Here is a 20,105-nt window from a genome sequence, read left to right on the forward strand (position 1 = left end):
GGGCGCGCCGGCCCGGCGGTGTCGGTTCGGCCCCCGCGTGTCTCACAAGTAGTGTTCAGGGCACGGCAGTTGCCGCATGACCGCCCCGGGGCTGCGGCTCGGCGCAGCGTGGGGTCAGGAGCCGGCGGCTCGTTCCGCAGCGCTGCGTTCCACGCAGAATTCGTTGCCTTCGAGGTCTGCGAGGGTGACCCAGCCGGATCCGTCGGGGCGGCGGTGGTCGGCGACCAGGGTGGCGCCGAGCGCCGACACCCGCTCGACCTCCTCGTCCCGGGTGCGGTCCGTGGGTTGGAGGTCGAAGTGCATCCGGTTCTTCACCACCTTGCCCTCGGGCACGGCGATGAACAGGATCGAGACGCCCTCCGTCTCGACCAGCGCCTCGGGGTCGCCCGGCTGATCGTCGTCACTGATCCTGGTGTCCAGGACCGCTGCCCAGAAGGTCCCGAGCCGGTAGGTGTCCGCACAGTCGATGGTCACGTGATGCACTAGGGAAGCCATGGCCGACACTATGGCCGCAACCGGGCGATCCGCCAACGGATTTGGCTGTGGCGGGCCTCGAAACAGGAGCCGCCGCACCCGCACGGTCGGCGCGAGGCGGTTGCGCGGCGGACTCGAAAAGGGATCGCGGGCAGCCGGTCGACCTGTCACCGTGTGGCCCATGGACAACGAGAGTCCGACGACATCGGTCATCGTGTGCGGCGGCGGCGTGGTGGGGCTGGCCACGGCCCTGATGTTGTCGCGCGGTGGGCATACCGTCACCGTGTGCGAGCGTGACCCCTCGGCTCCGCCCGCCGATCCCGCGGACGCGTGGCTGAGCTGGGAGCGCCGCGGCGTGGCCCAGTTTCGCCAGCCGCACAACCTGCTGCCCCGGTTTCGCCAGGTGCTGGCCCAGGAACTGCCGGATGTGCTGGACCGACTCGTGGCGGCCGGGTGCCACCAGGACAGCGCGCTGTTGCCGTTGCCGCCGAGCGTCGCCGGCTACGTCCCCGATCCCGACGACGACCGCTTCCGCTTCGTCACCGGCCGGCGGCCGGTGGTCGAGGCGGTGTTCGCCGCAGCCGCCGAGGACGCGGACATCCGGATACATCGGGGCACGGCGATTGCCGGCCTGCTCGCCGGCGCGTCGCTACTGCCCGGCATCCCGCATGTGGCCGGCGTACGCACCGTCGACGGCGCCGAGTTCCGCGCGGACCTGGTGGTGGACGCCACGGGACGGCGCACCCCCTCCGCGCACTGGCTGGCCGGAATCGGCGCGGCGGGCCCGGAGACCGAGTCCGAGGACGGCGGATTCGCCTACTACACCCGCTACTTCACCGGCCCACGGCTACCGCGGCGACGCAGCGCACCGTTCACGCCGTACGGCACCTTCGCGTTGCTGACCATTCCCGGCGACAACGACACGTGGTCGATCACGGTGGTCACCGGCACCGGCGACGCCCCGCTCAAGGCGCTGCGCGACCCCGAGGCTTTCACCCGGGTGGTCGGCGCCTGCCCGCTCCAGGCGCACTGGCTGGACGGCACGCCCATCACCGATGTCGTGGCGATGGCCGGAGTCCTGGACTGCCGGCGGCGGTTCGTGTCGGCCGGACGTCCGGTGGCCACCGGCTTCGCCGCGGTGGGCGACGCGTGGGCCTGTACCAACCCCACCGCCGCCCGGGGGTTGAGCATCGGACTGCTGCACGCCCGATTGCTCCGGGACGTGGTCCGCGAACACGCCGACGATCCGGCCGGGTTCCCGCTCGCCTGGGACGAGGCCACGGAGCGGGTGGTCGCGCCGTTCTATCGGGAGCAGATCGCCGCCGACCGCGAACGCGCCGCCGAGATGGCGCCCGACCGGATCGGCGAACCGGCGCCCGGGCCGACCCCGTTCACCGCCGCCGCCTTCCGGGACGCCGAGGTCTTCCGCGGCCTGTTGGAGACCGCCACCTGCCTCGCGCTGACTCGCGACGTGCTCGCGCGACCGGTCATCCGGGCCAGGATCGCCGACGCACCACCCGCGCCGCCCGCGTCACCCTCTCCGATGGGGCCACCCGGGCCGGACCGCGAACAACTGCTGTGCCTGCTGGCCGGCTGAGGCCCACCCGCCACCACCATTCTTCATATCAATAGTCCTTCCCATCGAATAACTGAATGCATTTCGGAATATCGACAATGCATTCCGAAAACAACCGACGAACCGGTTGCACCGTTCGGGAATATCGACCTATATTGATTCCGCCAACTCGCCCGAACGGGAAGTCGACGGATTCAATGCGCACTGATCCCAATGCACGAACCGTGGTCGTCTCCGGCGTGGAATTCGGCTGGGGCAGTTCGGGAAAACTCGGCGCCGTCCTGTCGGCCGTGCGCGAGCGATCGACCGTGCCCCTGAGGTTCGTCGGCCTGGCCTCCGGCCTCGGCCGCCCGGTGTTGGCCGAACACGCCATCGACCGCTGGTACGACCTGCCGGAGACGGACGTACCCGGCGCGGTCGGCGCCATCGCCCGGTCGGAAGGGGTGGCCGCCGCGGTCGTCGTCCTGGACGGTGCGCTCGCCACGACGCTGGAGGCGGCCGGCGTTCCCACCGTGTTCGTGGACAGCCTGCCGTTCATGTGGTCCGAGGGGGATCGGGCCGCGCTCCCCCTGGACGCGACGGTCTACTGCGCGCAGAAATGCGTCGAACTTCCCCCCGAGTGCCGGGACGTGCTGGCGTCCGTCCGGAACCTGCGCTGGGTGGAAGCGGTCGTCGGCGCCCCGTCGGCCGCCGAGCCGGCCGCGCGCACCACCCGTCCGCACCGCACGGCCCTGGTCAGCCTGGGCGGCCTGCGCGCCCCTCGGCTCGGCGACTGGACGGCCTACCCGCGCATCGTCGTGCCCGCCGTCCTGGAGGCGCTCGCCGCCCACGGCGTCCACGAGGTGCACGTGGCCGGGAACCTGCCCGCCGACCTGGCCGGAGCACTCGTGGACGCGTCGATCGCACCGCCACGCGTGACCACGGGGGCGCTCGCACACGGCGAGTTCCTGGACCGGGTGGCCGGCTGCGACATCCTGTTGGCCTCCCCCGGCCTGACCACCCTGCTGGAGGCCGGTCGGCTGGGCGTGCCCACCATCTGCCTGCCGCCGCAGAATCTCAGCCAGATCTTCAACGGGCGCTTCCACAGCGACGCGATCGGCACGGAAACCCGGATCGCCTGGCCCAAGGCGGTGTTCACCGAGGACGAGGCGCTGTCGCTGCGCAATCGCGGCGAGGACCACGCCCTGGAGCTGATCTACGCCGGCATCGCCGCGGCGGCCGCGGACGCGGGCGGTCGGGCGACCACGATCGCCCTGCGCGACGGCATCCTGACCGCGTTGCGCGGCGCCGCCGAAGACACCGACTGGGGCGCGCTGACCGCGGCCGTCGGGGTCGACGGAGCCGCCCAGGTCGCCGACGCCCTGCTCGCGATCCTGCCCGGCGAACCCCGACCGGCCTGACGGCCGGCTCGACTCGTCTCCTCCCGTCTTCGAACCGGCCCGAAGGGTCCCACCGTGCGTGAGCGTCACCGATATCTCTTCATCAGAATCCTGGAAGCCTGCAACGCCGACTGCTTCATGTGCGACTTCGCGCTTTCCCGCGACACCTTTCGGTTCTCGCCTCAGGATTTCGCGGACCTGTTGCCCAAGGCCCGGGAAGCCGGCGTGGCGTATGTGCGATTCACCGGTGGCGAGCCGCTCATGCATCCGGACGTGGTGGAGCTGGTGCGCTCGGGCACGGCCGCAGGAATGAAGATGTCCATCATCACCAACGGCTCGATGTTGCCGAGAATGGCCGAGAGCCTGGCCGAGGCGGGCCTGGCCCAGGTGATCGTCAGCCTGGACGGCGCCTCGGCCGCGACCCACGACGTCTACCGCCGCTCCCCCGGCATGTTCGACAACGGCCTGCGCGGACTGCGCGCCGCCGCGGCCCTCGGTGTCCTGCCCCGAGTCAATACCGTGGTCGGTCCGCACAACTACGCCGAAATGCCGCTGCTCCAGGAGGTGTTGACCCGCGCCGGGGTCCGTCAGTGGGAGTTGTCGGCGCTGAAACTGGATCGCAGCATCACCTATCCCGACCCCGACGAGGTGCGCCGGGTGTGCGACCGCGTCTACGACGCGGATCCGGACTCGCTGCTGGTGCCCATGGGGAAGCGGTTCTACGGCGACGATCCGGAGGAACAGGGGCGCTACTTCGCGGAATCCGTCACCCCCCGCGCGTCACTGCCGCAGTGCCACGTCACCGACGACGTCATCTACATCGACGGCAAGTACGGGCGGATGTACGCGTGTAGCTGCATCCCGCATCGCGAGGGCGACGAGGGCCCGGGCGGCGCCCCGCTGCGCGAGTCGGGCGTGATCGGTCTGGACACCCCGGCCTTCCGCGAGCACGCCGATTTCTATCGCGACCGCGGGCCGCTGGTGTGCAACGGCTGTTCCACCACGGCGGCCGGCTACAGCGACGACGTCGCCCGGCTGGGATCGGTGACCCCGTGGCAGTACTGACTCCGCGGGAGGGGCCCGAGACCCGACGGCCGGACCGCGACGGCGCCGAGCGCGAGTCCGGGCCCGGCGAGTCGGCGCGCCGGATCCTGCTGGTCTCCCGCGACGAGCAACTGGACTCGCTGCTCGCCCGGCGACGCGTCGCCGCGCATCTGCGCGACCTGCGACCCGTGCCGGGCACCTCCGACGAGGCGCCGCCGGACGTGGCGCTGGTCTGCGACGACGAGGCCGCCACCGCGCGGCTGTCGGCCTCGGGCGTACCGGTCGTGCACCTGTACTCGGGCCACCCGGGCACGACGGACACACTCGGGACGGCCGGCGCGACCGACCGGGCCCTGTACCGCGTGCACCGCCCGGGCTGGCTGCCCGATCCCGACCCCACCCGCGCCCCGACCGGCCTTCGGCCCACCGGCGTGCTCGCGCCGGTCCGGTCGGCCCGCAGCCGACAACGCGCCGGCACCCTGCTGCTGCTGTCCCTGTGGGACGTGCCGGCGGCCGAGGCGAACACGTTCGTCGACACGACGCTGCCCGGGCTGGTGCACGAGGCGCTGCGCCGCACGGGCCGCTGCGAGGTGGTCTGCGACCTGCGGCTCACCCCGATCCGCGCCGCGTTGGCGGGCCTGGCCGACCGCCCTGAGGTACGGGTGAGCCGGGCCGTGGACGTGGATGTGGACGCGCTGCATGCCGGGGCCCGGCTGTTCCTGGCCGCGCCGACCCTGGGCGCGTCGGCCCTGGCCCAGGCGCGGCGCGCCCCACTGGTGTTCCTGCCGCCGCTGGGCGGCGCCCAGCGCGATCTGGCCGCGCGGATGCGCCGGCTGATGCCGGTTCCGTGCGCCGACGACCCCCGGGACCCCGGCGTATGGGCGCCGCCCGACGAGGGCGTCACCACGTTGTGGGACGCGCTCGCCCCCGACCTGGACGATCTGCGCGGCGCCCAGCGCGTGGCGCGTACGCTCCGCCAACTCTCGCTCGCCCCACTGTGAGCATTCCACCGTAGACCCCCGCACGACGCCGGCATCCCCACCGCGTGCCCCGACCGAACGCCTCGCGTCGCCGAAGGCCCGTCACCCCTGGAGCCCGCCATGTCCGCCACGCCCCTCGAAACCACGACCGCCGGCACCCCCGCGGCCGAACCCACGATCGTGCGACCCCGCGTCCCCGACACGGACTGGAACGACTGGCGCTGGCACATGCGTCGACGCATCACCAACGTCGACAAGGCCCGCCGGTGGATCAACCTCAGCCCGGACGAGGAGCAGGCGATCGCCGGGGTCGCGGGCCGCTACCGCTGGAGCGTCACGCCGTACTACGCCTCACTGATGGATCCCGACGACCCGATGTGTCCGGTCCGGCAACAAGCCGTGCCCGCCTCGGGGGAGTTGGTCGAGTTCTCCGGCGCGGAGGTGGACCCGGTCGGCGACACGTACTACCGCAAGACCAACCGGGTCGTGCACAAGTACCCCGACCGGGTCATCATGTTGATCACCGAGGCGTGTCCGGTCTACTGCAGGCACTGCACCCGCAAGTTCCACACCACCGACGTCAACGGCACCTACTTCCGCGACGACGAGGGTGAGTCGTTCGACGAGGATCTGCGCTACATCGCGGAACACCCGGAGATCCGGGACGTGTTGCTGACCGGCGGGGATCCGCTCTCCTACCAGGACGGCAAGCTGGAGGAGATCATCTCGGGGCTGCGGGCGATCCCGAGCGTGGAGATCATCCGGATCGGCAGCCGGTTCCCGGTGTTGTTGCCGCAGCGGATCACCGACGACCTGTGTGCGATGCTCGCGCGCCACCATCCGGTGTGGGTGAACACCCATTTCAACCACCCGAAGGAAATCACCCCGGAGGCGACCGCGGCGGTGGACCGCATGTTGCGGCACGGCATCCCGGTGGGCAACCAGACCGTGCTGCTGCGCGGCATCAACGACGACGTCGCCACCATGCGCACGCTGATGACCGAACTGCTGCGCATCCGGGTGCGGCCGTACTACCTCTACCACTGCGACAACGTCACCGGTGTCTCGCACTTCATGACGTCGGTGGCCAAGGGCTGGGAAATCATGGAGGGACTCCAGGGCCACATCACCGGCTTCGGGGTGCCGCAGTACGTGCTGACCACCAGGATCGGCAAGATCCCGATCGCGCAGCCGTACTTCAAGGTCACCCCGGAGGGGCTGCACCTGCGCAACTACCGGGGCGAGGAGATGCTCGTCGACAACGCGGCGTGCCCGATCACGGAGGCGGACGCACGATGACCCTGGACAAGCGTCTCGGCCAACGTTTCCTGCCCTACGGCGCGAACTACCTCGACTGGTCCGACATGACGGAACTGCGCGAGGTGATCGACCATCGGGTGTTGTTCCGCTACCAGACCGAAACCGAGAGCATGGCCTCGCGGTTGGAACGTGAGACATCCGAACGCCTGGGCGCCGCCCATACGTTGGCCGTGCACAACTGCACCGAGGCGCTGCGGCTCGCGCTGATCGCCACCCGTCCCTCGATCGGCGACCCGGTGTACATCCCGGCGGTCACCTTCGTCGCGGTGGCCGGCGCCGTGTTGTCCTGCGGCCTGATCCCGGTGTTGGTCGACACCGACGACTCGTTGTCGCTGGATCCCACGCTGTTGCCGGCGGACGCCGAACGGGTGATCGTGGCGCACATGGAGGGCACGGTGGCGCCGCTGCCCGAGGGCGTGCCGTACGTCGTCGAGGACTGCGCCCAGTCGCTCGGCGCCCGCTTCCCGGACGGCCGTGCGGTGGGCACGGTGGGCTACGCGGGGACGTTCAGCTTCCATCACAACAAGGTGCTCACCTCGGGCGAGGGCGGGCTGGTGGTGACCAACGACGAGCAGGCGTGGGCGACGATGCGCTGCTATCACGACCACGGCTCCGCGCGGGTGCCCGGGCGCTATCCCACCTGGAACCAGGACGCCTATTACGGCGAGAACTTCGTCACCAGCGAACAGGTCGCCGCCGTCCAGTGCCAGCAGTTCCGCCACCTCGACGAGCTCCTCGACGGGCTGGAGCGCATGTACGCCATCGCCATGCGCGACCTGCCCGACCGCGCGGATCTGGAGGTACGCCCGCGCGCGGCGGGCGACGCGAAGGTCAGTCTGCGATTCCGCTGCCGGGACCGGGCGTTGCGCGACGCCGCCGTGGCCGCGCTGAGCGCCGAGGGCATCGCCAACTGGACGCTGAACAAGTACCTGTTGCCCGAGCATCCGGTGCTCACCGGCCGGCGCTCGCTCTACGCCGACGGCTTCCCGTGGAACCACGCGCCCGACGGGCCGCTCGCGCTCAGCCACGACGGATTCGCCCGCACCCGCGACCGGTTGGACCGCACCCTGTGCGTACCGCTGTCCCCGGAGTTGCCCGAGGCCGAACAGGTGGGCGCGGTCAAGGCCATCCGGCGCGTCCTGGAGGCGGTGTGAGCACGCGTCCGGTGTTGCTGATGGTGGACGACCGGGCCTCGTCGTTCACCCGCCACGCGGCCCGGGCGTTGCCGCAGGAGTTGGTGCTGCTGCGCTTCGCCGAGTTGCGGGGCGACCTGAGCGAGGACTACCTGCGCGAGACCGCGCACCTGCCGGCGTTCTGGGTGCGCGAAGGGGTGCCGTTGGCGCAGGAGGCCCGGCGCTACCGGGATTGGGCCGGCGAACTCCCGGTGGCGCCCACCCGGTTCTGCAATCCGTCCGAACCGCGCCAGCACCTCGCGCAGCGCTTCGCCGCCCTGGTCGGGCTGCCGCACCTGAGCGAACGCCAGGTGACCTGGGTCCGCGACAAGGCCGCGATGAAGGAGCGGTTTCGCGAGCTGGGCCTGCGAACCGCCGCGTTCGCCCGGGTGCGGTCGGCCGCGGAGGTGGCGCGGTTCGCCGAGCGGTACGGCCGGCCGCTGGTCCTCAAGCCGGTGGACTCGTTCGCCTGCGTGGACACCTTCCTGCTCCCGGGGCCCGAGGCCGCCGCCGAAATCGACTTCGCGGCGCGGGACTTCATGGTCGAGCAGTATCTCGGCGGCACCGAGTGGGAGGTGTGCGCGCTCATCCACGACGGCGAGGTGCTGGCCGCCTGGCCCAGCGCGATGCCCTGCCGCCCGCTGGACATCGTCGACGGCGCGATGAACGCCAACATCAGCGTCGGCACCGACGAGGGCCCGCCGGTGGATCTGCGCGCGATGCTTCAGCGCATCGTCACCGGGATGGGCATCGACCACGGCTACGCGCACATGGAGTTCTTCGTGGTCGACGGGGAGGTGTTCGCGGGCGAGATCGGGGTCCGGTTGGCGGGTTGCGAGATCCCCGCCAATCACGGGCACGCCTACGGATTCGACGTCTTCGGCGCCACGCTGGACGTCTACCTGGGCCGCCGGCCTCGGCTGGAGTACCGCGAACGCCGCTGCGCGGGCGATCTGCTGCTGCCCCTGCCCGGCTCGGGCATCGTGCGCCGGGTCACGGGGGCGGACGAACTCCTCTGCCTGCCGGGCGTGATCGAGGCCGTCCTGCGCGTCGGGGTCGGCGACCCGGTGGCGGCCCGGCGCGCCTCGCACAACGCCTCGGGTCACGTCCATGTCGTGGGCGACTCGATCGCGCAGGTCGAGCAGCGCATGCGGGCGGTGCTGGACGCCTTCACGATCGAGGTCGTCCCGGCCCGCGAGGCCGAGGCGATCGCGACGAACCCGGCGGACGAGGCCGATGCCGTCGCGGCGTCCCCGGACCGTGAACCCGATCCGGTGGCCCGATGACCGCGAGCCCGCGCCGAGACACCGAACCCGCCGCCGCGGAAACTCCGCCGGCGCCCCCCGCGACCGGCGGCGTCCTCGGCCGCTTCCGTACCCTGCTCACCCGCCCCCGGGTGGCCGCGGCGGCCTGGTGGAGCGTCGTCGCCCGGCTGCCCGTCTACCTGATGTCGCTGGCCATGGTGCTGACCATCCGCGAACAGGGCGGCAGCTACCCGCAGGCCGGCCTGATCGCCGCGCTGTACACGCTCGGCATGGCGCTGGGCAGCCCGTTGATCGCCCGACGGCTCGACCGCAGCGGACGCCGAGCCGTGTTGATCGTCACCGGTGTGGCCTACCCGGCGACGCTCGCGGCGCTGGTGTGGGCCACCCGCCCGGGTTCCTGGGCGCAGCCCGTGCTGGCCGTCGCCTCGGGGGTCGCGCTGCCGCCCACGAACGCGTGCATGCGCTCGTTGTGGGCGCGCATGCCGCTGTCGGACGACGAGCGTGAGAGCGCCTACCTCTGGGAGGCGCTGCTCACCGAGGTCCTGGTGATCGGCGCACCGCTGATGCTCGCGGTCCTGATGTCGTCCGGCTCCGCCGGGGTCGCGCTGACCACGGTCGCCGTGATCGGCGGCGCGGGCGCCGTGGGCCTGGCCTGGGTGCGGCTCCCGGCGAGCACCGAGGCGGCGTCGACCGGCCCGGAGCCGGCCGAGGCCGACGGCCGAGGCATACCGCGCCATCCTCTGCGCGATCCCTCGATGCTGGTGCTGCTGGGCGTGATGACCGCGTGCGCGGTCCCGATCGGGCTGATGACGCTCGCCATCCCGGCCTTCGTGTCCGCGCACGGATCGCCCGACGGCACCGGCGTGGTCTACGCGTGCTGGGGCGTCGGCAGCGCGGTGGGCGCCCTGTGGCTGGGGCGTGCCCCGTCGCGCGTCGCGATGCATGTGCGTTTTCCCCGGCTGGTCCTGGCCTTCGCGGCGGGCACCGGCCTGACCGTGTTGAGCACTTCCCCGCCGACCCTGGCGATCGCGCTGGCCGTCGGCAGCCTGCCGATCGCCATGGTGTCCGCGGGCGAGATGACCCTGGTCGGCGCGCTCGCCGATCGGCGGCTGCTGGCCCGGGCGTTCACTTGGGCCTCGCTGGCGACCGTGCTGGGCGACGCGGTCGGCCAGCAGGTCGGCGGCCTGCTGATCGACCCGATCGGCGCCCGCGGCGTGTTCACCGTCGCGTTCGGCGTGGCGCTGGCGGGAGCCGGACTGGCCTTCTCCGGTCGCCGGTTGCTGGCGCCCGCTGCCGCCGGCCCCGCGCGGTGCGCCACCTGATCGCCGCCGGCGGTGCGCGCCGCCCGTCGCCCCCCCACTCCCCTTCCGGTTCCCGCTTGCGCCGGTCGGCCCACAGAACACGAGGTCTCCCGTCATGAACGCCCCCGTCGTCGCCGAAGAAGCACCCGACCGCCCGGATCGCCGGCCGGCCACCGCGCTGTTCGGCGCGGTCGGTGTCGACCGACTGCCGCGGGCCGTGGCCGAGTTCCTCGCCGCGCCCGAGCACACCCCGGTACCCGTGCCGTGCGTGGGACGTCCGGACCTGGCGCACGCCGTCGAGCTGGCCGCCGGTCTGTACGCCGGTGTCGAAGTCCCGCAGCCGCTGGACGTCGGCGTGCTGCTCGGGCCGTTGGACCTGCCCGACGGGGTGTCGGCGCTGGCCCGCCCGCTCGCCCGCACCTGGGTGGCCGAGCAGGAGTTGGCGGACGCCGCCGGGTTCCGCCGCCGCCACCCCGGGACGCTGCTGATCGTGGGCTGCTACGACCGGCTCAACCTGGACCCGGTACGGGCGTTGCTGCTGACCACCTACCGCGACCGCGAGCCCGGACTGACCCTGCTGAGCGGGCGCGACGCGGCCTCGGTGGCCTGGAACGTGGCCAAGCAGTACGCCCGGCCGGCGGCCGGCGTCGACGCGATCGGACTGTTCACCGACACCGACCGGCCGCCGCACCCGGACGGCGTCCGGGTCTTCGACGACCGCGACTTCGAACACGTCGACATCCAGGCCGAGATCCTCGCCACTCGATGGCGCCGGGTGGCGTTCCAGGGCCACGGCAAGGACGACAGCGTCAACCTCGGCGAGTTCACCATCTGCGGCCTGAACCCCACCGCCCCGGCCCGCACGGGAGCACTCGGCCCCCGCTGCGCGTACGGACTGCCGTGCTACAAGCCCGAGGACAAGCTGGTCCCGCTCAACCGCGTGGAAGCCGTCGAGGTGGTGCTCAGCGCCTGCAACAGCGGCCCGCTCGCCGATCTCGCGCTGTACGACCCCAGGTACCAACTGTTGCTCAACGCGCTCGACGGTCCGGCCCGCACCGTCGTCTCCGCCGTCTCGGTGCACGATTCCGATCGGCCGGAGAACGTCGCGTGGATGCATGGGGCGTTGTCCGGCGCGGACTCGGTGGACATCCTCAACGCCAGTCTCGCCGGTTCGCATCCCTACCCCGCGTTCATGCGCTTCGGCCTCCCGCAGGGTGACGCGCCCGCCGCGCCGCCGCCCGCCGAGCACCGCCCCGACCCGCTCGTGCTCACCGTGGGCCGGCGGCTGACCACCCTGCTCACCTCGGAACTGCTGCCGCACAACCACGCGTTGCGCCCCAGGCTGGTCAAGCTCGCGCGCAAGGTGGATCTGTGGGTGTCCCGGCCGACCCATCTCGCCGACCAGTCGCCCGAGCAGATCCGTACCTCGCTCACGGCGGACCTGCAATCCCTGGACCACGTGATCGCCGAACAGGTCGCGGCGAACCCCGAGAACGAGCTGATGAGTTACCCCGCGCACTTCGGGGACCGCAGTTCGCTGGACCCGCAGGTGCGCGAGGTGACCTGCCATTGCGGGCGCCCTGCCCAGGAGTTCACCCGGCGAGGGTTGCTGCCGCACGTCTCGGACACGATCTGCGCGGTGTGCATGCGCTGCGGCGACGTCACCTTCCGCGTGCCGCAGGGCCCTTCGCTGCTGGCCCACGCCCAAGACGAGGTCGAGCAGGGCGCCGTGCTGGAGGTGCGCGCGACGCTCACCGCGGCCCGCCCGGGTCCGGTCCGGCTGGGGCTGTTCGTGCCCACCTACCTGCGTGAGGACACGACGGTGGAGCCGGGCATCGTCAAGATCCGGGCCGGGCACGAGCGGGCCCGGGAGGTCGCCTTCCGGGTGCGCTTCGCCGCCGAAACCGCGCCGCAGGCTTACTACTTCACCGTTTTCGCGGTCCAGGACCTGGCCGTCTCCACGGCTCGACGCCACTTCGGCGTCGTGCCGCGCCGCGGCTGAGCCGAACCCGGCAGCGCCACACCGCATTCCACCGACCGCACACCACCGAATTCCGCCGCGACAAAGGACGAATGCCATGGAAACCCGGTCCAAGCCCGAGATCGAACTCGTCGAGACCGACGGCGAGGTGACATTGAGCATCGGCGGCGAGCAGGCCATGCAGGCGTGGGAACGCGATCTGATGTGGGCGAGCGCCGACATGTTGTGCGAGTACGGCCGGGACTTCTACGAAGTCGGCCTGGGCCTGGGGCTGTCCGCGCTGCGGATCGCGGGCAACCCGGCCACCCGCAGCCACACCGTGCTCGAACTCTTCGACGAGGTCGAGGACCTCTTCCGGAGCAAGCACCCGACGCTGCCCGACAATCTCGCCATCGAACGCGGCGACTTCTTCCAGCGGGTCTTCGAGCTGCCCTCGGAGAGCCTGGACGGCATGTTCTTCGACCCGGCCCTGGACATGGAGGTCTGGACGGACGAGGCGCTGTGGGCCAGGACGATGCCGGAGGTCGTCCGGGCGCTGCGCCCCGGTGGGGTGTTCATCCCCTTCTTCAGCACCAAGCCGGAACTGCGTTGGCAGTACCTGCCGCACTTCCGGAGCATCCGGGTCGAGTCCCACCCGTACCAGGCGTACGACACCACCGAGTACACGTACGGCACGAGCGGCCAAGCCTACATCCAGTGTTTCCGCAAGACCTGACCATGCCATCCCCACGGCCCATTCCGGAGGTAGCCGTATGACCATCGCCCCCTCTACCGATTACCTGTGCGGCCTCGACGTGGGTTCGCTGTTCCTGGCCGGGCCCTTCATCCAACTCCTGGACCCGGCCACCGGCGAGATGCCGGACCACGCGCGAGCCCCGTTCGACATCCTGATCAAGCACTTCGAGGCACACGGTCTGTCCGTGCACAACGCGCACCGCCGCGAGGCGTGGGGCGCGGAGTTGATGCGGCCGGACCAGTGCACCCGGCTGGATCAGGACGAGATTCGCAAGGCCGACGTCTTCGTCGCGCTCCCGGGTTTCCCCGCCTCGCCGGGTACCCACATCGAGGTGGGCTGGGCCAGCGCCTTCGACAAGCCCATCGTGCTGATGCTGGAGCGGGGGCGGGAGTACACGTTCCTGGTGCAGGGGCTGCACACCGTGGCCACGGTGGAGTACGTGGAATACACGGACGTCGCGGAGGCCCTGCCCGAGTTGGACCTGGCCCTGCACCGGGCGGTGTCCCGCCACCGCGAGACGGCTCGCACGGCCTGACCCGCGCCGCCGGCAGGTGGCCGGGCCGCGCTCGGCCACCTGCGCTCGAACATCGCCCCCGGGGAGCGCGAGTCGCCGACCCGAACAGGGCTTTCGCCGCCGCCGATCCGATGGGGGAACCGATGAGGATCGGCACGGCCGTGTTCGCCGCCGTCGCCACGCTGCTCGCGGCGATCGGCGCGAGCTCCGCGTCGACGCGCGCGGCGTCGCCGGGCACCGTCCGCCTCGAACGGCCGCTCGTGGCGCACCCGGAGGCGGTACGGACCCCGGCCACGCCGTCGTACACGGTCGAGTTGACCGCCGACGCCCGGGGACGCGTGTGGACCGGCCACGAGCGGGTGGGCTTCTCCAACGCCTCGGCCGATCCACTCCCCGAGGTGTACCTGCGGTTGTGGGACAACGCGCACGGCACGTGTGCGGCACCGCCGATCACCGTCTCCGAGGTCACCGGCGGCGTCCCGGTCGCCCTCACGGTCGACTGCACCGCCCTGCGCATCGTCCTGCCCGTGCCGCTCGGTCCCGGCGAACGCGGCACGATCGGCTTCGGTCTGCGTATCGAAGTCCCGGACGGGATCGACCGGTTCGGCCACGACGACGAGCACGCCATACTCGGCAACGCGCTGCCGGTGCTGGCGATCGCGGACGCGGCGGGCCCGCATCTGGACCCGTATACCGACCACGGCGAGTCGTTCTATGCACTGGCCGCGGACTTCGACGTCACGCTGGAGCACCCCGCCAACCTGCGGGTACCGGCCACCGGCACCTCGGTCGACTCCCCGGGTTCGCCCGGCCGCGTCGTCACCACCGCGACGGCGCGCAGGGTCCGGGACTTCGCGTGGGCCGCCGGGGCGTTCACGCAGATCTCCGGTGCCTCAGCCACCGGGGTCGACGTCAACGTCTACGCGGACGGCGGCGTCACCGCGTCGAACGCCCGGGCCATGCTGGACGTCGCCCGCTCGGCCGTCGACACCCACGCCCGGCGCTACGGCGCCTACCCGTACTCGGAGTTGGACGTCGTCCTGGACGACGACCTGTGGTTCAGCGGCATGGAGTACCCGGGATTCGTCCTGGACCGCGTGCAATCCACCGCACTCGTGCACGAACTCGCCCACCAGTGGTGGTACGGGATCGTGGGCAACGACGAGTACACCGACCCCTGGCTCGACGAATCCTTCGCCGAGTACGCCACCGATCTCGCGCTCGGCCGGACCGGCGAAGACTGCGGGCGGGACGTCGCGTGGTCCGCGCCGACGGAGCGACTCACCAACTCGATGCGGTACTGGGACGCCCACCCGTCCCGGTACGAGGCGGTCGTCTACGACTACGGCAAGTGCGTGCTGCACGAGCTTCGGCGACTGATCGGCGACGCCCCGATGGACCGGCTGCTGCGCGGATACGCCGCCGACCACTGGTACGGGATCTCCACCACGGCCGAGTTCAAGCGAGCGGCCCAGGCGGCCACCGCGCACGACCTGACGCCGTTCTGGGCCCGGCACCGTGTCGACGGCTGACCCAGGACGTCGCTGCGATCCGGTCGCCCCGGGCCGCCGGCAATACCTGGACGCCAAAACCGAACTCGACTAGGTTTCTTGCGCGGCGTCCGGCGGCAGGCTCGTCCGGACGACCTCCGCGAGCGATGCGCCATGCACATAAAGCCTGTTCCATTCCATCTGGCTCGGTTGGGGGCTGGACATGCGTTGTACAGGTACGTCAGGCGGGAAGCCGAAAGCCCGGGTGCCGCACAGGCTCGCCGCCTTGGTGATCGTCGCGGCACTCGCCGCGACCGGATGCAGCCGCGCCGACCCCGAGCCCGCGGCCGCACGCCCCGACGCCGGCACGCCTCGGGCGGGAACGGCCGCGCCGGTGCCGCCCGGCGACACCGCCGCACCGTCCCCGCCGCCGACTTCGGTCCCCCCTGCGGTGCCGACGGCGGCGCCCGGCACCAAGGCGCCCGAGCACGACGCGTTCTTCGACCCGCCCGTCCCGCTCCCGCCGGGAAAGCCCGGCGAGGTGATCCGCCGACGGCCGTTCGACGTCCCCGGCGCGGGCACCAAGGGCGCGGCCGAGGAAGTGCTGGTCATGTACACGACCACCGGCACCGACGGCAGACCCGTCGCCGCGACCGGCACCGTCGCCCTGCCCAAGGGCCCGGCTCCCGCCGGGGGTTGGCCCATCGTCGCCTGGGATCACGGCACCGTGGGCATCGGCACCATGTGCGCACCCTCGCGCGGCTTCCTCGCCGGCATCGGCGGCTTCGACATCCGGGCCGAACTGATCCGACGCGGCTACGCCGTGGTGCAACCCGACTACATCGGCATGGGCGTCACCGGCGTCAAACATCCCTATCTGCAAGGAAAACCCGCCGCCTACGCGACGCTCGACCTGGTCCGCGCCGCCCGCACGATCAACCCCGACCTCGGGCAGACCTGGTTCGTCGGCGGCCACTCCCAAGGCGCCCACGCCGCCTTGTGGACCGCCGACCACCAGCCGCGATACGCCCCCGAACTCCCGCTGGGGGGCGTCCTCGCGTTCGCGCCGGGCACCGGCTTCCAATTCATGCCCGGACTCGTCGAGCAACGCGACGCGACCGCGGCCCCGTACATCGGCATCTTCCTGATGCTCCTCGACGGAGCCGCGGCCGCCGACCCCTCGGTCAAACCCGACCAACTGCTCACGCCCGCCGCCCTCGCCGTCGCCGACGCGGCCTGGACCGACTGCCTGAGCACCGTGATCGGCGGCGACTTGCCCGACCCCGCCGACGTCCTCAAACCGAACGCGGACCTCGGCCCGCTCACCGCCTCGCTCGAAGCCAACGCCACCGACCAGGTCACCCCCGCCGCCCCGGTGTTCCTCGCCCAGGGCAGCGCCGACCCCCTGGCCCCGCTCAACCTGCCGATGGCCCAGGCCCTGTGCGCCAAGGGCGCAAGCATCGACTACCGCACCTACCCCGACCAGGACCACGGCCTGAACGACTTCCAGCCCTCCGGCACCGACGCCCTCACCTGGCTCCAGTCCCGCCTGGACGGCAAACCACCCACGCACACCTGCGCCTTCTGACCCGACGCGGGCAACCCGGCCCCGGCCGGATCCACTTCCCGCACCCGCGCTTCCGCCGCTCGTTGCGCGCGAGCGTCGGGCGGGCGATCATGGCGATCATGGAGCGGCCGAGGCGGATGATCGAGTGTGGGGACTTCGTTCTGCGGAGTTGGCGGGCGCAGCGGGACTTCGCGGCGGCGTTCACGTTGATCGAGGAGTCCCTGGAGCACCTGCGGCCGTGGGAGCCGTGGGTCGCGGCGCACAGTGCGCAGCACACCCGGGAAATGCTCGCGAGGTTCGAGGCGAAGTGGGCGAGCGGGGAGATGTACAACTACGCCATCGTCGAGGACGGCGTCCCCGCCGGCATGTGCCAGAGCTACCGCGAGCCCGAATCCCGGGGCCGGCGCCTGGGCTACTGGTTGCACCCCGCGGCGACCGGCCGGGGCACCGCCACGAAGGCGACGGCCGCCCTGGTCGCCGAGATGTTCACCCTGCCGGACGTGGCGTACCTGGAGATCACCCACGACCTGGCCAACACCTCCAGCGCCGCCATCCCGCGCCGGTTGGGCTTCACCGAGATCCGACGTGATCCGGGGACACCGCCCACGGCTCCCGCCGGCAGCGGAATCGAGGTGGTCTGGCGGCTGGACCGCCCCACCCCGGACACCGACGACACTCGCCGCCCCTGAATCGAACGAGACGACCTCCGGACCGGGTCCGCCCGCGTGCGGTGCGCACACGAGCGTGCCCGCCCCCGGTGCGGCGGGGGGCGGGCACGGTATCGGGACGGACTCGCGGGGTCAGACTCCCGTCGGGTCCTTCACGTACGACGACTCGGCTGCCGGGGCCGCCGGCGTGGGGCCGCCCTCGCTGAGGCCGAACCGGGCGTGGAACCTGCGCAGCGGGGCCGGCGCGTACCAGGCCGAGCGGCCGAGCAGGCGCATCGCGGCGGGAACCAGGATGCCGCGTACGGCGATTGCGTCGATGAGGATGGCCAACCCGCTGCCCAGGCCGAACAACTGCATGAAGCTCAGCTCGGCCGTCCCGAAGGCGAAGAAGCTCACCGCGAGCAGGCAGGCCGCCGCGCTGACGATGCGGCCGGTGTGCCCGAGGCCGTCGGCCACGGCGGACTCGGTGTCCAGGCCCTGGTCGTGCAGTTCCTTGATCCGGCTGGTGACGAACACCTCGTAGTCCATCGAGAGTCCGAAGGCGATGCAGAACATCAGCATCGTCATCGAGGTGTCCATCGGCTGTGGCGTGAAGCCGAGCACCGAGGCGAGGTGCCCGTCCTGGAAGATCCAGGTCATCACGCCGAGCGTGGCGCCCAGGCTGATCATGTTCAGGACCAGTGCGCGCAGCGGTTGCACGATGCTGCCGGTGAACAGGAACAGGAGGAGGAAGGTGGTGAGGGCGATCAGCGCCGCGGCGAGCGGGATCCGGCCGATGATGGAGTGCTTGGCGTCGACCAGTTCGGCCCCGCTGCCGCCCACCAGGGGGTGCGTGCCGACCGGCGGGGTGACCGCGCGGATCTTTTTCGCCAGGCTCTGGCCCTCGTCCGACTTCGGCGCCAACGCGCTGATCACGTTGATGCGTTGCGCGTCGGGCCGGCCGAGTGCGGTGTTGCCCGGTCCCGGTGCGGCGGCGCGTCCCTGGACGTAGGTTCCGGTGGCCGCCTCGACGCGGATGATGTCCTTGTGCCGCGAGAGTTCGGCCGCGTACGCGTCCAGCGGGCCCCGGTCCACGGCCTTGTCGATGACGATGTGCAGGGCCGCGGCGTCGTCGCCGTCGAAGTTCTTGCGCAGTTCCCCGGTGACCTGGCGGCTCTGCGCGTCCTCGGGCAGTACCCGCTCGTCCGGCGTGCCCAGGTTGATGCCCAGCAGCGGGCTCGCCGCCAACAGCAGCACCCCGAGCACGGGCAGCGCGGTGAGCGCGGGCCGCCGCATGACGGTGCGCGCCAGCCGCCCCCACAGCGGCGCCCGGGAGGCGACGCGCTCCTTCTTCGCCCACGGCATCCGCCCGTTGTTGACCCGATGCCCCAGCACCACGAACAGGGCCGGCATCACGAACAGGGTGCTGATCGCCGCGATGGCGACGACCCCGACCCCGGCGTAGCCGAACGAGCGAAGGAAGTACTGCGGGAACACCAGGAGTGCGCCGAGTGCCGCCGCCACCGTCGCCGCGGAGAACGCGACGGTGCGGCCCGCGGTGTTCACCGTCTGCCGGACGGCGTCGTCCACGCTCGCCCCTGTCGCGAGTTGCTCGCGGAACCGGCTCACCATCAGCAGCGCGTAGTCGATGCCCAGCCCCAGGCCCAGCGCGGTGGTGAGGTTGGTCGCGAAGATCGAGACGTCGGTGACGCTGCCCAGGAAGTAGAGCTCGGCGAACGTGCCCGCGATGGCGATGATCCCGATGGCCAACGGCAACAGGGCCGCGACGACGCTGCCGAAGACGATCAGCAGCAGTATCAGGGTCAGCGGCACCGCGATCGCCTCGGCCAGGAGCAGGTCCTTGCCCGACTGGGTGCCCATGTCGCTGCTCACGGCGGCGCCGCCGCCGGCCTGGATGGTGAGTGCGTCCTTGTACGACCCGGTGTAGGCGTCGATGATGCTCTTGGCGTTCTTTTCCCGTGTGGTGTCGTCACCCTTGACGTGGGCGAGGACCATCGCCTGGCGGCCGTCCTCGGAGCGCAGCGTGGGGCTGTCCGTGTCCCAGTAGGAGATCACGTTGTCCAGGTTCCGCTCCTTTCTGAGGTCGGCCGCCAGGGCCTGGCCGCCCTGTTTGGCGGCCGGGTCGTCGATGCCGCCCTTGGGGGCGCGAGCCAGCAGGATCAGGTTCGTCTCCCCGCCGAACCTCTTCTCGATGACCTCCCGGGCCTGGGTGGACTGCGAGGCCGGGTCGTCGTAGCCGCCACCCATCAACTTGCCGAACGCGCCGGCGCCGGCGGCACCCATGAGGGCCAGAGCAACGACGGCGACGATCAGTACGAGCCGGGATCGGCGAATCGCCAGTTCCGCTATGCGCTCAAACACGCGCTTTCTCCTTTTTGTCCTTGCGATGACGCGACATGAAGCAGCCGGGAGCGGCATCGAGTGCCGGGATACGTGGCGAGGCGACCGAGAATTTAGCCGCCTTGCCGTTCGTTATAAGTTGTAACGCTCGCGAACGGCTAACGTCAAGTACTTGCGTGATAACTTCTAACCAGAACTTGAGTATGTAGCTGTCGCCGCCCGAAAAAGCGGGTTTCGGTGAATTTGCACCGGAGCTACGGCGGAGTTGTGCCAGGGCTATGGCAAGAGGGGGGTACCG

At 71.4% G+C, this 20,105-nt stretch carries 16 protein-coding genes; 14 read left to right on the top strand and 2 right to left on the bottom strand.

Translation table 11 applies throughout. The features are described from left to right. Window positions 1-114: 114 nt before the first annotated feature. Window positions 115-495 carry a VOC family protein gene (locus ABZ374_RS23845; RefSeq protein WP_360314211.1) on the bottom strand — a complete coding sequence of 127 codons (381 nt, stop codon included), beginning with the start codon at window positions 493-495 and terminating at the stop codon, window positions 115-117. A gap of 160 nt (window positions 496-655) precedes the next feature. Between ABZ374_RS23845 and ABZ374_RS23850 the strand changes: the two genes are divergently transcribed. From ABZ374_RS23850 to ABZ374_RS23915, 14 genes are all read left to right on the top strand, one after another. Next, complete coding sequence (locus ABZ374_RS23850; RefSeq protein WP_360314213.1) at window positions 656-2,071, top strand: FAD-dependent oxidoreductase; 1,416 nt, start codon at window positions 656-658, stop codon at window positions 2,069-2,071. A gap of 176 nt (window positions 2,072-2,247) precedes the next feature. Continuing rightward, window positions 2,248-3,450 carry a hydroxymethylcytosylglucuronate/cytosylglucuronate synthase gene (locus ABZ374_RS23855; RefSeq protein ID WP_360314215.1) on the top strand — a complete coding sequence of 401 codons (1,203 nt, stop codon included), beginning with the start codon at window positions 2,248-2,250 and terminating at the stop codon, window positions 3,448-3,450. A gap of 54 nt (window positions 3,451-3,504) precedes the next feature. Continuing rightward, window positions 3,505-4,494 (top strand): cytosylglucuronate decarboxylase, encoded by a 990-nt coding sequence (blsE, locus tag ABZ374_RS23860; RefSeq protein ID WP_360314217.1) that lies wholly within the window; start codon window positions 3,505-3,507, stop codon window positions 4,492-4,494. After that, on the top strand, window positions 4,482-5,474 hold the full coding sequence (blsF, locus tag ABZ374_RS23865; RefSeq protein WP_360314219.1) for a CGA synthase-related protein: 993 nt from the start codon (window positions 4,482-4,484) through the stop codon (window positions 5,472-5,474). The genes blsE and blsF overlap by 13 nt, the downstream gene beginning before the upstream one ends. Before the next feature lie 99 nt (window positions 5,475-5,573). Then, window positions 5,574-6,752, top strand: a complete 1,179-nt coding sequence (gene blsG, locus ABZ374_RS23870) for an arginine 2,3-aminomutase (RefSeq protein ID WP_360314221.1) — start codon at window positions 5,574-5,576, stop codon at window positions 6,750-6,752. After that, window positions 6,749-7,927, top strand: a complete 1,179-nt coding sequence (locus ABZ374_RS23875; RefSeq protein WP_360314223.1) for a DegT/DnrJ/EryC1/StrS family aminotransferase — start codon at window positions 6,749-6,751, stop codon at window positions 7,925-7,927. The genes blsG and ABZ374_RS23875 overlap by 4 nt, the downstream gene beginning before the upstream one ends. Further along, a complete protein-coding gene (locus ABZ374_RS23880) occupies window positions 7,924-9,231 on the top strand; it encodes an ATP-dependent carboxylate-amine ligase (RefSeq protein ID WP_360314225.1) in 1,308 nt (435 codons plus the stop codon). Before ABZ374_RS23875 ends, ABZ374_RS23880 begins: the two co-directional genes overlap by 4 nt. Then, the gene (locus ABZ374_RS23885) at window positions 9,228-10,532 is read left to right on the top strand and encodes an MFS transporter (protein ID WP_360314227.1); all 1,305 of its coding nucleotides are present in this window, start codon (window positions 9,228-9,230) and stop codon (window positions 10,530-10,532) included. The genes ABZ374_RS23880 and ABZ374_RS23885 overlap by 4 nt, the downstream gene beginning before the upstream one ends. Window positions 10,533-10,626: 94 nt before the next feature. Continuing rightward, window positions 10,627-12,513 (top strand): hypothetical protein, encoded by a 1,887-nt coding sequence (locus ABZ374_RS23890; RefSeq protein ID WP_360314229.1) that lies wholly within the window; start codon window positions 10,627-10,629, stop codon window positions 12,511-12,513. A 76-nt stretch (window positions 12,514-12,589) separates the two neighbouring features. Beyond that, a complete protein-coding gene (locus ABZ374_RS23895; RefSeq protein ID WP_360314231.1) occupies window positions 12,590-13,207 on the top strand; it encodes a class I SAM-dependent methyltransferase in 618 nt (205 codons plus the stop codon). Between the two features lie 37 nt (window positions 13,208-13,244). Beyond that, the gene (locus ABZ374_RS23900; RefSeq protein ID WP_360314233.1) at window positions 13,245-13,763 is read left to right on the top strand and encodes a nucleoside 2-deoxyribosyltransferase; all 519 of its coding nucleotides are present in this window, start codon (window positions 13,245-13,247) and stop codon (window positions 13,761-13,763) included. A gap of 122 nt (window positions 13,764-13,885) precedes the next feature. Next, entirely contained in the window at window positions 13,886-15,274 is a 1,389-nt protein-coding gene (locus tag ABZ374_RS23905; protein ID WP_360314235.1) for a M1 family metallopeptidase, read from the top strand. A 247-nt stretch (window positions 15,275-15,521) separates the two neighbouring features. Next, complete coding sequence (locus tag ABZ374_RS23910) at window positions 15,522-16,820, top strand: lipase family protein (protein WP_360314295.1); 1,299 nt, start codon at window positions 15,522-15,524, stop codon at window positions 16,818-16,820. A gap of 98 nt (window positions 16,821-16,918) precedes the next feature. After that, window positions 16,919-17,488: a GNAT family N-acetyltransferase gene (locus ABZ374_RS23915; protein WP_360314237.1), complete on the top strand. Its 570-nt coding sequence runs from the start codon at window positions 16,919-16,921 to the stop codon at window positions 17,486-17,488. A 111-nt stretch (window positions 17,489-17,599) separates the two neighbouring features. Here the strand turns inward: ABZ374_RS23915 and ABZ374_RS23920 are convergent, their stop codons facing one another. Beyond that, window positions 17,600-19,828: an MMPL family transporter gene (locus ABZ374_RS23920; protein ID WP_360314239.1), complete on the bottom strand. Its 2,229-nt coding sequence runs from the start codon at window positions 19,826-19,828 to the stop codon at window positions 17,600-17,602. Window positions 19,829-20,105 lie beyond the last annotated feature (277 nt).

The organism is Embleya sp. NPDC005971, from assembly GCF_040629175.1.
In the GTDB taxonomy this organism is placed as follows: Bacteria; Actinomycetota; Actinomycetes; order Streptomycetales; family Streptomycetaceae; genus Embleya.

Coding starts and splice junctions, on each gene's coding strand:
- ABZ374_RS23845 (WP_360314211.1), bottom strand. CDS start 495: ATGGCTTCCCTAGTGCATCACGTGACCATCGACTGTGCGGACACCTAC.
- ABZ374_RS23850 (WP_360314213.1), top strand. CDS start 656: ATGGACAACGAGAGTCCGACGACATCGGTCATCGTGTGCGGCGGCGGC.
- ABZ374_RS23855 (WP_360314215.1), top strand. CDS start 2,248: ATGCGCACTGATCCCAATGCACGAACCGTGGTCGTCTCCGGCGTGGAA.
- blsG (WP_360314221.1), top strand. CDS start 5,574: ATGTCCGCCACGCCCCTCGAAACCACGACCGCCGGCACCCCCGCGGCC.
- ABZ374_RS23875 (WP_360314223.1), top strand. CDS start 6,749: ATGACCCTGGACAAGCGTCTCGGCCAACGTTTCCTGCCCTACGGCGCG.
- ABZ374_RS23885 (WP_360314227.1), top strand. CDS start 9,228: ATGACCGCGAGCCCGCGCCGAGACACCGAACCCGCCGCCGCGGAAACT.
- ABZ374_RS23890 (WP_360314229.1), top strand. CDS start 10,627: ATGAACGCCCCCGTCGTCGCCGAAGAAGCACCCGACCGCCCGGATCGC.
- ABZ374_RS23895 (WP_360314231.1), top strand. CDS start 12,590: ATGGAAACCCGGTCCAAGCCCGAGATCGAACTCGTCGAGACCGACGGC.
- ABZ374_RS23900 (WP_360314233.1), top strand. CDS start 13,245: ATGACCATCGCCCCCTCTACCGATTACCTGTGCGGCCTCGACGTGGGT.
- ABZ374_RS23905 (WP_360314235.1), top strand. CDS start 13,886: ATGAGGATCGGCACGGCCGTGTTCGCCGCCGTCGCCACGCTGCTCGCG.
- ABZ374_RS23915 (WP_360314237.1), top strand. CDS start 16,919: ATGGAGCGGCCGAGGCGGATGATCGAGTGTGGGGACTTCGTTCTGCGG.